We start from the raw sequence: 12989 nt of genomic DNA on the forward strand, positions 1-12989 counted from the left end.
TTGCGCATCACGCCTTGCGGCATCGCTCGCTGGCGCATCGCCGGCCGTCCAATCACTCCTGCCGGGCCGTCGCGTCGTGAATCGACGGCCTAGTTCTCCGTCACGCCCGCCTCGTGCGGGGTGAACTGATAGACCGAGGAGCAGAACTCGCAGGTGACGACGACCTTGTCGTCCTTGACCATGTCGGCGCGGTCCTGGGACGAGAAGCTCTTCAGCATGTTGGCGACCGCGTCGCGCGAGCAGGAGCAGCGCGCCTGCAGCGGCACGGTGTCGAACACGCGCACGCCGCGCTCGTGGAACAGGCGATACAGCAGCCGCTCGCCGGACAGCGCCGGGTCGATCAGCTCGATATCCTCGACTGTCGCGACCAGCGATTGACCCTCGATCCAGGCCTCGTCTTCCTCGACCGCGTGCAGCTCGGTACCCTCCGGCGCATCGCCGGGATGCAGATCGGCCTGGCGCAGGCGCTCGGGCGCCTGCGGCAGGAATTGCGTCAGCAGGCCGCCGGCGCGCCAGCGGTGCTTGCCGCCGCTCCACTCCTCGCCGACGGCGAGGCGCACCCGCGTGGGGATCTGCTCGGAGCGGAGGAAGTATTCGTGCGCGGCCTCCTCCAGGCTGCCGCCGGAGAGCGCGACGAGGCCCTGGTAGCGGCTCATGTCGGCGCCCTGGTCGATGGTCATCGCCAGATGGCCCTTGCCGAGCAGGCCGCCGGAGTCCTTCGCTTCCGAGAGCCGCGCCTCGTCATAGCGTGCGTAAGCGCGCAACCGGTCGGGCGCCTGGAAGTCGACAACCAGAAACGAGACCGGACCATCGGTCTGGGTCTGCAGGATGAAGCGACCGTCGAACTTCAGCGAGGAGCCGAGTAGGGTCGTCAGCACGATGGCTTCGCCGAGCAGCTTGCCCACGGGCGCGGGATAAGCGTGCTTGGTGAGGATGTCGTCGAGCGCCGGGCCCATGCGGGTCAGCCGCCCGCGCAGATCGAGCGCCGCGACTTCGAACGGCAGCACGGCGTCGTCGACCGGCACCGCCGAAGGCGCGCGGCTGGTGTCGAGATTGATATTGGTGTCGGGGGGATTGGCTGTCATGGGGCGTATTTGGGGTTTTTTGGCACGAATGGAAGGGCACCCCCCGGCTGTCGTCCCGGCTTGAGCCGGGACCCATACCGCGGATGCTATCGAGGGACGTCGGTAGTAGTCACTCGTCTTGCAGCCCACACCAGGCCTTGACGAACGAACCACGATCCCGACAACCAAGCAGAGCAACGGCCACCGCTGCAAACCAGTTCGATCACGCGGTATGGGTCCCGGCTCAAGGCCGGGACGACACCGGTGGTGTGGCGCCGTCGAACCCTACGCCCGCTCGCCGAAGCACCACGCCAGGATGCCCTTCTGGGCGTGCAGGCGGTTTTCGGCTTCGTCGAAGACGACGGACTGCGGGCCGTCGATCACCTCGTCGGTAACCTCCTCGCCGCGGTGGGCGGGCAGGCAGTGCATGAACAGCGCCTCGGGCTTGGCCAAGGACATCAACTTCGAATTGACCTGATACGGCTTGAGCAGGTTGTGGCGATGCTCGCCGTCCTTGTCGCCCATCGACACCCAGGTGTCGGTGACGACGCAGTCGGCATTCGCCACGGCCACTTCCGGGTCGTGGCCGAGATGGATGTCGGCGCGGGTGGCGCGGATGAAATCCTTCATCGGCTTGCCCGGCGACAGCTGCGGCGGGGTGGCGACGTTGAGCCGGAACTTGAAGCGCTCGGCGGCATGCGCCCAGGACGCCAGCACGTTGTTGTCGTCGCCAGTCCAGGCCACGGTGCGGCCCTCGATCGAACCGCGATGCTCCTCGAAGGTCATCACGTCGGCCATCACCTGGCAGGGATGCGAGCGCCGGGTCAGGCCGTTGATCACCGGCACGGTGGCGTGCGCGGCGAGCTCGAGCAGCGCCTCGTGGCTGAGGATGCGGATCATGATGGCGTCGACATAGCGCGACAGCACGCGCGCGGTGTCGGCGATGGTCTCGCCGCGGCCGAGCTGCATCTCGGTGCCGGTCAGCATGATCGCCTCGCCGCCGAGCTGGCGCATGCCGACGTCGAACGACACGCGGGTGCGCGTCGACGGCTTGTCGAAGATCATCGCCAGCACCTTGCCCTCGAGCGGCTTCTTCGCCGGCTCGCGCGCCTTCAAGGTCTTCTTCATCGCGCTGGACAGCGCCAGCACGTTGCGCAGCTCCTCGACCGGCATCTCGGTGAGATCGAGGAAATGACGCGGCGTATTGCCCATGGTCTTGCTCATGATGCGGCCGCCTGCCTGGCAGGCTTGCCCGACAGCGCCGCACAGGCGCGATCGAGCATCTCGACCGATTGTTCGATTTCGGATTCGTTGACGATCAGCGGCGGCAGAAAGCGCACGACGTTGTCGCCGGCGCCCACCGTGAGCAGCTTCTGATCGCGCAGCGCCGCGACCAGATCGCCCGACGGCACCACCGCCTTGACCCCGATCAGAAGGCCCTCGCCGCGGATCTCGGAGATGATGTCGGGATGACGATCGAGGACGGCACCGAGCTTCTGCTTCAACAGCAGCGACATCCTGCGGACGTGATCGAAGAAGCCGGGCGCCAGCATCACGTCGAGCACGGCGTTGGCCGCGGCGACCGCCAGCGGATTGCCGCCGAAGGTCGAGCCGTGCGAGCCCGGCGTCATGCCCGACGCGGCCTCGGCCGTGGCGAGCACGGCGCCGATGGGAAAGCCGCCGCCGAGCGCCTTGGCCAGCGACATCACGTCCGGCGTGACGCCGAGCCAGCGATGCGCAAACAGATCGCCGGTGCGGCCCATGCCGGTCTGGACCTCGTCGATGACGAGCAACAAACCGTTGTCGTCGCAGAGCTGGCGCAGCGCCTTGTAGAACGGCAGCGGCGCGGTGCGCACGCCGCCCTCGCCCTGCACCGGCTCGACCAGGATGCCGGCGGTGTGCGGACCGATTGCCTTCTTCACCGCTTCGATGTCGCCGAACGGAACCTGATCGAAGCCGTCCATCGGCGGACCGAAGCCGTCGAGATATTTCGCGGAACCTGTCGCGGCGAGCGTCGCCAGCGTGCGGCCGTGGAACGCGCCTTCGAAGGTGATGATACGGTAGCGTTCGGGATGGCCCTTGGCGGCGTGATATTTGCGCGTGATCTTGATCGCGCCTTCCATCGCCTCGGCGCCGGAATTGGCGAAGAACACGTAGTCGGCAAAGCTCTGCTCGCACAGCCGCGCGGCGAGGCGCTCGCCATCCGGGCTCTTGAACAGGTTCGACATGTGCCAGAGCTTGGCCGCCTGTTCCTGCAGCGCCTTGACCAGATGCGGGTGCGCATGGCCGAGCGAATTGACGGCGACGCCCGAGGTGAAATCGAGATAGCGATCGCCATTGGTCGCGATCAGCCACGCGCCTTCGCCGCGCTCGAACGAAAGATCGACCCGGGCGAATACGGGGAGGAGATGCGTAGCGGCAACACTGGTCATGGCGGATCACATGAGCTGACGGGCCGGCCGAGACACGCGCCACGCGGCGCCATCGCGCATCAGGGACCCCACCCTGGAAAACAAAATGTGCCGCCTTTTCAAGGCGGCACGTACATCTATTGTATGCGGGCAGCGGTGGGAGTCAACTACGCGTCAGCCGATGCATGGCGGGGCCGGCCCGTGAGATTGCGGACGCACGACACGGCTCGAGACGTGCCACAGGGAACCACGGAATGTGTGGACTGCGGCCACCGACTCTTGCGCGAGAGTCACGCCATATTGTAGCGTTTTCGACGTCGAGTACGACATCTCGTGCGGCAGTTCTGATCCCTCTCGAAGTTCTCTGAGTTTGCGTAACGTCCGGGTGCCTCGTGCGCGCCCGGCGAGGGATAAGGGATTCTGCCGCCAGGGATTTTCTTGAGACAGCATCGCAGCGCCGTCCCGGAATTGGCCGGCGCAACGCGAAGGGAAAGGTTCGATGACCGTATTGACCTGGTCCGACGATCGCGTCGAGCAACTGAAAAGACTCTGGGAAGCCGGACTATCGGCCAGCCAGATCGCCGCGGAACTCGGAAACGTGACGCGCAACGCCGTGATCGGCAAGGTGCACCGGCTGGGCCTGTCCGGCCGGGCCAAGAGCCCGGCCACCGCGGCACCGCGCCAGCGCAAGGCGGCCCGCCCGGCACAGCCGATGATGCGGGTGGCGCGTCCGGTGGCCCGCGGCAACACGGCGCTCGCACAGGTTTTCGAGGTCGAGGCGGAGCCCGATCCGGTTGCATTCGACAACGTCGTGCCGATGAACCAGCGGCTGTCGCTGCTGGAGCTCAACGAGGCGACCTGCCACTGGCCGGTCGGCGATCCCTCGAGCGCGGATTTCTTCTTCTGCGGCGGCAAGGCGCTGTCCGGCCTGCCCTATTGCGCGCAGCATTCGCGCGTCGCCTATCAGCCTGCGGCCGACCGCCGCCGCCAGCCGGCGAAGTCGACCACGCGCTGAGCGGTTGGCCGCGACGGGCGATGAGGATGCTCCACATCGCCCCGCGATCTCCGGCTGCTTACTCAGAACGATCGATGACGTGTGCCCGGCCTGCGCCGGGCCGCAGGACGCGCCCGCCGATCAGGCGCCCCGCGCGGGCTTCGACTGCGGAAAGCAGGCCGTGAAGGCGGCGCCATTGCGCGGCACGCTCTCGATCAGCAGCCGGCCGCGATGGCGGTTGAGGATGTGCTTCACCAGGGAGAGGCCGAGCCCGGTGCCGCCCTGCGCGCGGCTGTCGCCGACATCGACGCGATAGAAGCGCTCGGTCAGGCGCGGCAGATGCTCGGGCGCGATGCCCGGGCCGAAATCGCGCACCTTGACCCGGATCTCCGGCGCGTTCTCGGCGGAGACGGCCTGCTCCAGCGAGACGATCACGCGCCCGCCCGAGGCGCCGTATTTCAGCGCATTCTCGATCAGGTTCTCGAACACGCGCAGCAGCTCCTCGCGGTCGCCGGCGATCGTCACCGGCGCCTCCGGCAGGCTGGTCTCGATCACCACCTGGCGCTCCCTGGCCAGCGACTCCAGCCCGTCGGTGACCTGGCGGATGATGGGGACGACGTCGACCATGGCGTGGGGCTGGACATGCGCCGACAGCTCCACCCGCGACAGCGACAGGAGATCGTCGATCAGCCGCGCCATGCGCGTCGCCTGGATGTGCATGATGCCGAGGAAGCGCTCGCGCGCCTTCGGATCGTCCTTCGCCGGCCCCTGCAGCGTGTCGATGAAGCCCGAGAGCGCCGCCAGCGGCGTGCGCAGCTCGTGGCTCGCATTGGCGACGAAGTCGGCGCGCATTTCCTCGACCCGGCGCAGCGGGGTCAGATCGTGGAACGTCATCAGCATGCATTTGTCGGTGCCGCCGAACGCCGTCGGCACCGGCACCGGCGTGATGATCAGCTCCATCCAGCGATCGACCGGAACGTGATCGTGATAGGTGGCGCGACGGATCTCGGTGGTGGCGATCGCCTCGCGCAGCGCGGTGATGATCTCCGGCGTGCGCAGCGCGAACTGGGCGAGCTCGCCCTTGCGCAGGGCCGGCGCGAGCTGCGCGGCGGCGCCATTGAGGTGGATGACGCGGCCGGCGCGGTCGAGCAGCACGGCGGGATCGGGGATGCCCTCGACCACCGCGCTCACGGCCGGCGCCTCGACCGGGTTGGCGTGGCGCTCCTCCTCGCGCTTGGCGACCGCGCCATGCAGCCGCCACGGCACCAGGGCGGCGGCGGCAATGCACAGGAATACCGCCAGGGCCCGCAGCGGCAGCAGCTCGTCCAGCAGCACGAGCCCGACAAGCGCGAGCGCCGCAGCGAGCAGGATGATCGCGGAATGGCGCAGCCGGTCCGGCCAGGGGGTGAAGATCGAGAGCGAGGTGTCGGAGGGAGCGTCGAGGGCCATCTGGTCCGATTGTTCCCTTGAACTGGCGTCAGGCACCGGAATCGCTGCGTTTCCTCACAAAAGCGGCTTCGGGCGGGGGACCCGGATCGAGGCTGAGCGCGGCCTGCCGCAACCGCTTCGACCGTGTGCTGATGATAACCTCGCGAAACGTCAGCAAGATTACAGAAATGAGGAACGGCGCCAAATAATACAGCATCCGGAACAGCAGCATTCCGGCCAGCAGCTCCTCGCGGTCCATCTGCCACAGCCCGACCAGCATCGCGGCGTCGAACACGCCGAGCCCGCCGGGGGAATGGCTGGCGAAGCCGAGCAGGGTTGCCGAGACGAAGATCACGGCCACCACGACGAAGCCGAGATTGGGCTCGTCCGGCACCAGTACGTACATCGCCAGCGCGCAGAAACCGAGGTCGATGATGCCGATCGCGATCTGCAACAGGGTCAGCGGGCCGCTCGGCAGCACCACGGTCCACGGCCCGCGGCCGACCACGCGCGGCTTGGTCCATACCCAGGCGACATACCCCAACAGGCCGACCAGGATCGCGATCGCCACCATGCGGTTGACCCAGGGCGGCAGCTGGTCGATCGAGGCCGCCGCCTCCGGATGATAGCTGATGCCGAGCCCGAGCACGGCGGCATTGCCGAGCCAGAACGTCAGGCCGGCAAGGAAGCAGATCTTGGCGACGTCGATGGCGTTCAGCCCATGAGCCGAATAGACGCGGTAGCGCACGGCACCGCCGGTGAAGACGCTGGCGCCGACATTGTGGCCGATCGAATAGCTGGTGAAGGCGGCCAGCGCGTTGACGCGGTAGGGCACGTGGTCGTGGCCAATGGCGCGCACCGCGAACAGATCGTAGAAGGTCAGCGTGAAATAGCCGGCGGCGACGAACAGCGCGGCGAGCGCGATCTGATGAGGCTCCGTGCTCTTGATCGCCTCGAGCACCTCATAGGTGTCGATGCCGCGCAGCATGTGGTAGAGGACGTAGCAGGCGACCGCGATCACCGCGATGCTGATCAGCACGCCGAGCTTGTGCAGGACTTGCTTCTCGCGCAGGAACGTGGCCGCTCTGCGTATGGCTTCAAGCATCTACACCTCTCACCGTGATCCGATCACGACGGCCGGGGATGCCGGGCCCCGGAGGCCGCAGCATCATGTGCGCATACAACGCCCTCGTAGCGCGTTTCGACGCATTGGGGAACACGGAGCGTGCGAACAAAAGCGTACACATGGATATACTTAGCAGGCTTTACGGAAATGCGATGCACCGTTTTGCCGCACATGAGGCAAGACATCAGGCAAAGACGTCAGGCAAGGCATCATGCAGGACGGCGGGTCAGCGCACGCTCCCGCCAGCCTGCAAACCCCAGGTTAAACTTTGGTGAGGAACGCGGATCTCCGGGCTTTCCGGGGCGCCCCATGGCTCGGCGGGTCGGCATGGCTCAACGATAAGCGCGAGCTGCGCGTTTGACAGGTTCGCGCCTCGTCAAACCTTCGTGTCTCGCAGTTGCGATGACCTGGGCACGCGGACGGTGGGCGCGCCCGCCGCAGTCTCGGCAGGTGGCGTCGGGGGCAGTCCGGTGCGGGCGGTTTCAGGCCGCCGATTTCGTCCGCATGCTGCGGATCACCACCAGCGCCCGCAGCCAGGTGCCGATGGCGCAGCCGACGAGGTAGGGCACGAACATGATCAGCAACAGCTCGAGCCAGTAGCCGGCCCGGCCGGGGATCAGGGAGACCACGGCCGCCGCGACCAGGCCGGCGGCCAGCGCCGCCAGCAGCCAGGTCAGCCAGCCCGACACGCGCGGGGCGCGATGCACCACGGCGACCCAGCCCATCGCCAGCCCGATGGCGAATGCGCCGGCCAGCCAGCCCCAGTGAAAGGCAACGAGATAGGCCATGACGTTACCTCACCACGAATTCGATGCGCCGGTTCTGCGCCCGGCCGTCGGCGGTGTCGTTGGCCGCGATCGGCTGGGTGCTGCCATAGCCGATCGCGCTGAAACGATCGGCCGGCAGCCCGGCCTTGACCAGATAATCGACGACCGCCTGGGCGCGCTTCTGCGACAGCACCTGATTGGCCGCAGAGTCGCCTTCAGCATCGGTGTGCCCGATGATCTCGACATTGGCGGAGGGACAGCGGAACGCGATCTCGACGAGGCGGTCGAGCAGACCGGTGGAATCGCGGTCGAGGTCGCTGCGGCCGGTCTCGAAGCGGATCTTGGCCTTGCCGAGCAGGTCGGAGAACAGCTGCTGGCACACCGTGGGATCGACCGGGGCGGCTGCCGGCTTCACCGTGATCTCGGCCTTCACCTGCCAGCCCTGCGGCACGTCCTTGGCGAGCCCGGTCCGGATCTGGGCGGCGGCGGCGTCGTAAAGCGCATCACCCGAAATCTTGATGTCGCGGTCGGACACCACCAGCGTGCCGGTCGACAGCCGCGACAAGGCGCCCAGCGCCGGCACCACCGCATTCACGAAATTGGCCGGCGCGCCGAGGCTGTTCTTGAGATTGTCCACGACCTTCTCGCTGAAGAATTTGCGCGATGAGGAGCCGATGACGACGGCGTGGATGTTCTCGTCTGGAACGTTGCCGGCGAGCGTCACGGTCACCGCGACCGGGTCCTTGTAGGCCTGGAAGACATAGGGCGGCGCCTTGACCTCGTTGCTGGCGACCTTGAAGCCGTCGGGCAGCTTTCCGAGCGCGGCCGCGATCGCCTCGCGGCCGCCGAGTTCGCGCGCCATGCCGGACAATGTGACGTCGCCGTCGGAGATCGTGAACTTGCCGTCCTTCAGCTTGGCGATCTGGCCGATCAGCAGCAGCGCCGCATCCTCGAAGCGCGCCGGCGCGCCGCGCGCCAAGCCCATCTGGTCAGCGACCTCCACGCCCGGCAGCGCCGCCCGGGTCGCGTCCATCAGCTTGCCCTTCAAGGCGGGCAACGGCGCGCTGCCACCCAGCGTCACCCGGACGACGTCACGCTCGGCCGACCAGACGAACGGCTTGGCCTCGGGGACCAGCCGGGTCTCGTCGTTGACGAGCCGCACGCCGGCCACGGCGTCGACCGCGGCGACGGCATCGCGGCGCCCGGCCTCGGAGAACGCATTGGCGCGCAGCGAGACGTCGCGGCCGTCCACCGTGATGCTCGTCTTGTCGAGGACCGCCCCCTTCAGGGCGGCCGAACTGCGACCGGCGAGATCATTCTCCAGGGGAACGGTGCTGGTCCAGGCCGCGAAGCCCCAAAGCACGATCAGCGGGATGACACCAGGCCACCATTTCCCGCTCCACCTGAAAAGTCCGCGCATTCGTCATCCGTCGCATCGAGGAAGCAGAGAGAAAACAAACCCTTGCATGCCTGTCAAACCGGAAATGAGGAGCGCCGCACGGTACGTTGCGACCGCAGGCTAAGGTTTTCTTCAATCATTCGTCGGTAACCTTGTCCCGACACTCACCGGGCCGCATATTTCAGATGAGGCGATTTCGCAAAACCTTTATCCGTGCCGGCCTGGAAGCGCTGTATCTGAGCGGCGCGCATGTCTGGCTGCGCCCGATCTTCTCGGGCGTGGGTGCGATCTATACGCTGCATCATGTGCGGCCGCACCGCGACGCCGATTTCCAGCCCAATTGCCACCTCGAGGTCACGCCGGATTTCCTGCGCGAGATGTTGTCGCACCTGCGCGACCACGACATCGAGATCATCACTCTCGACGAGTTGCACAGCCGGCTGGTGGCGAAGGACTTCTCGCGCCGCTTTGCCTGCTTCACCTTCGACGACGGCTATCGCGACAACCGCGACTTCGCGCTGCCTGTCATGCGCGAGTTCGATGCGCCGTTCACGATCTATGTGACCACCGATTTCGCGTCCGGAAACGGCCGGCTCTGGTGGGTGACGCTGGAGCGGCTGGTCGCGAAGACCAACGCGATCGACATCAAGATCGGCGGGCTGTCGTTGCAGCTCGATGCATCGACGCCGGCAGCCAAATGCGTGACGTTCCAGCGCCTGCACGACTGGCTGCGCGCACTGCCGGGCGAACACGACGTCCGGCGCGAGATCAGCGCGCTGTGCGCGCGCTACGACGTCGACGAGGCGTCGATCTGCCGTGAGCTCTGCCTGTCCTGGGACGAGCTTCGGGCGCTGTCGGTGGAGCCATTGATCTCGATTGGCGCGCATTCGATCAGTCACTGCAATCTCGCCAAGCAGACCGAGGAGACGGCGCGCATCGAGATCGCCGACAGCCGTGCCCGGATCGAGAACGAGTTGCAGCGGCCTGTGCTGCACATGGCCTACCCCTACGGCGACCGCGCCGCCGCCTCGCAGCGCGAATTCGTGCTGGCGGCCGCGAGCGGCTACAAGACCGCCGTCACCACCCGGCCCGGCATGATCTTCGCCGAAAGCGCCGATCATCTCACGGCTCTGTCGCGCGTCTCGCTGAACGGCCATTACCAGGACGCCCGCGTGCTGCCGGTGCTGACCTCGGGCGCCGCGACCGCGATGTGGAACGGCTTCCGCCGCATCGACGCGGCATAGGCCGCGTCTTCACACCCCCAATGAATTGCGGCAAATCCTTGCGACTGCGTCTCACTTGACAGTGCCAGCGCGTCCCGCACACAAGCGCGCACGACATAAGCAAAAGGGAGGCACCATGCTCAAGAACCTGTTCTCGCTCGAAGGCCGCATCGCGCTCGTCACCGGCGGCTCGCGCGGCATCGGCAAGATGATCGCGTCCGGGCTGCTCGCGCAGGGCGCAGCGCGGGTCTACATCACGGCGCGAAAGGCCGGTCCGTGCGAGGAGACTGCCAAGGCACTGACGGCGGAATATGGCGGCGAGTGCATCGCGCTGCCGATCGACATCTCGACGATGGCGGGTATCGACATGCTCGCGGCCGAGATCAAGACGCGCGAGCCCAGGCTCGACATCCTCGTCAACAATGCCGGCGCCGCCTGGGGCGCCGACTTCGATGAGTTTCCCGAGAGCGGCTGGGACAAGGTGATGAACCTCAACCTCAAGACGCCGTTCTTCCTGACCAAGGCGCTGGCGGCGCCGTTGCGCGCGGCGGCCAGCGCCGAGCGGCCGGCGAAGGTCATCAACATCGCCTCGATCGACGGCATCTTCGTCAACCCGCTCGAGACCTATTCCTATGCGGCGAGCAAATCCGGCCTGATCCATCTGACGCGGCGCATGGCCGCCAAGCTGATCAAGGACCACATCGTGGTCACCGCGATCGCGCCGGGCCCGTTCAAGTCCGACATGAACAAGGCCGCGCGCGACAACGCCGACGAGGTCGCCGCGCGCGTGCCCGCGGGCCGCATCGGCACCGACGAGGACATGGCGGGGACGGCGATCTTCCTGGCGTCGCGGGCGGGCGACTATGTGGTGGGAAACACGATCGCCGTCGATGGCGGCATCGTCTACGCGAATCCCGGCATTCCAGGCGCGGGCTGGGATAGTTGAGGCCGAATTAGTAACCCAAGGAAAGGTCGGCTCCCTCCCCCCTTGTGGGGGAGGGGTGGAGAGGGGGGTAAGCCACGAACGACCGTCTCCGCGGCTTCCCTCCCTAGCCCTCCCCCACAAGGGGGGAGGGAACAGACCGGGTCCAGGTCTCAGGTCTCGATCTTCACGTACTCGAAATCACCCGGCTTGTTGTCGATGCCGACTTTCGGGGGTGCGATCCACGACGCGTATTCGCCGATCTCGGTGACGGGCTTCATCAGCGAGGAGATGTAGGCGCCGTCGTCGGCCGAGGGCAGCCAGTCGCCCTTGCGCTTCTGCCAGGTGCCCTCATCGATCAGGATGCCGTCGGGCGTCGCATGGATGTCCTTGAACTCGCCGATGGCGCGGTGGAAGGCGGTGTGCGGCAGCTTGAGCTGGAACTCGTAGCCGGCCGTGGTGATGATCTTGTTCCAGCGCAGCAGGCCCTTGATGCAATCCTGCGAGTAGTCGTCGCGCAGGCGCATGTTGAGCGCGGTCAGCGCCGGCTCGTCGACACGCTTGATCTCGCCGTCGACCAGCTTGAGCACCGGATAGGTCGAGCTCTTGAGCTGGTGATCGTCCTGGATCTGGGTCTCGTGATAGCGGCCCTTGATGCCGGCGTTGAAGGCGTTGGCCGCGTTGGTCGAGACCTCCGAGCCGAACAGATCGAGCGACAGCGTGTAGTGCAGGTTCAGCTTCTTCTGGATGGTCGGCAGGTCGATGACGCCGAGCGCGCGGACCTTGGCGATATCGGTGGGATCGTCGATGCCGGCGGCCCGCATCGCCTCGACGGTGCGCTGGATGACGCGGCCGACGCCGGTCTCGCCGACGAACATGTGATGCGCCTCTTCAGTCAACATGAAGCGGCAGGTGCGCGACAGCGGATCGAAGCCGGATTGCGCGAGGCTGTGCAGCTGCATCTTGCCGTCGCGGTCGGTGAAGTAGGTGAACATGAAGAACGACAGCCAGTCCGGCGTCTTCTCGTTGAAAGCGCCGAGCATGCGCGGAGAGTCCGCATCGCCAGAGCGGCGGCGCAGCAGCTCGTCGGCCTCCTCGCGGCCATCGCGGCCAAAATATTTCTGCAGCAGGTAGACCATCGCCCAGAGGTGACGGCCCTCCTCGACGTTGACCTGGAACAGGTTGCGCATGTCGTAGAGCGACGGCGCCGTCTTGCCGAGATGGCGCTGCTGCTCGACCGAGGCCGGCTCGGTGTCGCCCTGGATCACGATCAGGCGGCGCATCAGCGCGCGGTATTCGCCGGGGACCTCCTGCCACGCCGGCTCGCCATAATGCTCGCCGAACGGAATCTTCCGATCCTCTTCCTGCGGGGCCAGCAGGATACCCCAGCGATAGTCCGGCATCTTGACGTAGTCGAACTTCGCCCAGCCGCGCGGATCGACCGAATAAGCGGTGCGCAGATACACGAGCGACTGCTGGAAGCCTTCCGGGCCCATGTCGTTCCACCAGTCGACATAGCCGGGATGCCAGCCTTCCAGCGCCTTCAGGACCTGGCGGTCCTCGGCGAGATTCACGTTGTTCGGAATCTTGGTCGAGTAGTCGACGTTCATGATGTTCATGTTCATGGCGTGCCTCCCTGAAATCTTCCCGGTGGT

The 12989-nt window shown here is 66.6% G+C and carries 11 protein-coding genes; 3 read left to right on the forward strand and 8 right to left on the reverse strand.

Annotation, left to right across the window (positions count from 1 at the left end; genetic code table 11):
* Window positions 1-89: 89 nt before the first annotated feature.
* The 3 genes from ACQR2C_RS27320 to ACQR2C_RS27330 form a co-directional block, all read right to left on the reverse strand.
* Window positions 90-1085: an Hsp33 family molecular chaperone gene (locus ACQR2C_RS27320; protein ID WP_434874024.1), complete on the reverse strand. Its 996-nt coding sequence runs from the start codon at window positions 1083-1085 to the stop codon at window positions 90-92.
* A gap of 264 nt (window positions 1086-1349) precedes the next feature.
* The gene (gene argF / locus ACQR2C_RS27325) at window positions 1350-2276 is read right to left on the reverse strand and encodes an ornithine carbamoyltransferase (RefSeq protein ID WP_315801770.1); all 927 of its coding nucleotides are present in this window, start codon (window positions 2274-2276) and stop codon (window positions 1350-1352) included.
* Window positions 2277-2284: 8 nt separating this feature from the next.
* The gene (locus tag ACQR2C_RS27330; protein WP_316182001.1) at window positions 2285-3496 is read right to left on the reverse strand and encodes an aspartate aminotransferase family protein; all 1212 of its coding nucleotides are present in this window, start codon (window positions 3494-3496) and stop codon (window positions 2285-2287) included.
* Between the two features lie 478 nt (window positions 3497-3974).
* Between ACQR2C_RS27330 and ACQR2C_RS27335 the strand changes: the two genes are divergently transcribed.
* The gene (locus tag ACQR2C_RS27335) at window positions 3975-4490 is read left to right on the forward strand and encodes a GcrA family cell cycle regulator (RefSeq protein ID WP_434874025.1); all 516 of its coding nucleotides are present in this window, start codon (window positions 3975-3977) and stop codon (window positions 4488-4490) included.
* A gap of 120 nt (window positions 4491-4610) precedes the next feature.
* Here ACQR2C_RS27335 and ACQR2C_RS27340 read toward each other — a convergent pair whose 3' ends face one another.
* The 4 genes from ACQR2C_RS27340 to ACQR2C_RS27355 form a co-directional block, all read right to left on the reverse strand.
* Window positions 4611-5918 carry an ATP-binding protein gene (locus tag ACQR2C_RS27340; RefSeq protein WP_316237352.1) on the reverse strand — a complete coding sequence of 436 codons (1308 nt, stop codon included), beginning with the start codon at window positions 5916-5918 and terminating at the stop codon, window positions 4611-4613.
* 28 nt (window positions 5919-5946) lie between these two features.
* Window positions 5947-7002 carry a lysylphosphatidylglycerol synthase domain-containing protein gene (locus ACQR2C_RS27345; RefSeq protein WP_315751236.1) on the reverse strand — a complete coding sequence of 352 codons (1056 nt, stop codon included), beginning with the start codon at window positions 7000-7002 and terminating at the stop codon, window positions 5947-5949.
* A gap of 503 nt (window positions 7003-7505) precedes the next feature.
* Window positions 7506-7811: a hypothetical protein gene (locus ACQR2C_RS27350; protein ID WP_315801599.1), complete on the reverse strand. Its 306-nt coding sequence runs from the start codon at window positions 7809-7811 to the stop codon at window positions 7506-7508.
* Window positions 7812-7815: 4 nt separating this feature from the next.
* Window positions 7816-9210 carry an OmpA family protein gene (locus tag ACQR2C_RS27355; protein WP_316182005.1) on the reverse strand — a complete coding sequence of 465 codons (1395 nt, stop codon included), beginning with the start codon at window positions 9208-9210 and terminating at the stop codon, window positions 7816-7818.
* Window positions 9211-9374: 164 nt separating this feature from the next.
* On the opposite strand from ACQR2C_RS27355, the gene ACQR2C_RS27360 reads away from it, so the two are divergent.
* Window positions 9375-10433 carry a polysaccharide deacetylase family protein gene (locus ACQR2C_RS27360; protein WP_434838119.1) on the forward strand — a complete coding sequence of 353 codons (1059 nt, stop codon included), beginning with the start codon at window positions 9375-9377 and terminating at the stop codon, window positions 10431-10433.
* A gap of 115 nt (window positions 10434-10548) precedes the next feature.
* Window positions 10549-11358, forward strand: a complete 810-nt coding sequence (locus ACQR2C_RS27365) for an SDR family oxidoreductase (RefSeq protein ID WP_316182009.1) — start codon at window positions 10549-10551, stop codon at window positions 11356-11358.
* A 149-nt stretch (window positions 11359-11507) separates the two neighbouring features.
* Here the strand turns inward: ACQR2C_RS27365 and boxB are convergent, their stop codons facing one another.
* A complete protein-coding gene (boxB, locus tag ACQR2C_RS27370) occupies window positions 11508-12959 on the reverse strand; it encodes a benzoyl-CoA 2,3-epoxidase subunit BoxB (protein ID WP_434882500.1) in 1452 nt (483 codons plus the stop codon).
* Window positions 12960-12989: the final 30 nt, after the last annotated feature.

The organism is Bradyrhizobium sp. HKCCYLRH3061 (assembly GCF_051168015.1).
Lineage (GTDB): Bacteria > Pseudomonadota > Alphaproteobacteria > Rhizobiales > Xanthobacteraceae > Bradyrhizobium.

Bases quoted from the DNA above. Each gene is read 5' to 3' on its own strand.
- ACQR2C_RS27350 (WP_315801599.1), bottom strand. From the start codon at position 7,811: ATGGCCTATCTCGTTGCCTTTCACTGGGGCTGGCTGGCCGGCGCATTC.
- ACQR2C_RS27330 (WP_316182001.1), bottom strand. From the start codon at position 3,496: ATGACCAGTGTTGCCGCTACGCATCTCCTCCCCGTATTCGCCCGGGTC.
- argF (WP_315801770.1), bottom strand. From the start codon at position 2,276: ATGGGCAATACGCCGCGTCATTTCCTCGATCTCACCGAGATGCCGGTC.
- ACQR2C_RS27340 (WP_316237352.1), bottom strand. From the start codon at position 5,918: ATGGCCCTCGACGCTCCCTCCGACACCTCGCTCTCGATCTTCACCCCC.
- boxB (WP_434882500.1), bottom strand. From the start codon at position 12,959: ATGAACATGAACATCATGAACGTCGACTACTCGACCAAGATTCCGAAC.
- ACQR2C_RS27355 (WP_316182005.1), bottom strand. From the start codon at position 9,210: ATGCGCGGACTTTTCAGGTGGAGCGGGAAATGGTGGCCTGGTGTCATC.
- ACQR2C_RS27360 (WP_434838119.1), top strand. From the start codon at position 9,375: ATGAGGCGATTTCGCAAAACCTTTATCCGTGCCGGCCTGGAAGCGCTG.
- ACQR2C_RS27345 (WP_315751236.1), bottom strand. From the start codon at position 7,002: ATGCTTGAAGCCATACGCAGAGCGGCCACGTTCCTGCGCGAGAAGCAA.
- ACQR2C_RS27365 (WP_316182009.1), top strand. From the start codon at position 10,549: ATGCTCAAGAACCTGTTCTCGCTCGAAGGCCGCATCGCGCTCGTCACC.
- ACQR2C_RS27320 (WP_434874024.1), bottom strand. From the start codon at position 1,085: ATGACAGCCAATCCCCCCGACACCAATATCAATCTCGACACCAGCCGC.
- ACQR2C_RS27335 (WP_434874025.1), top strand. From the start codon at position 3,975: ATGACCGTATTGACCTGGTCCGACGATCGCGTCGAGCAACTGAAAAGA.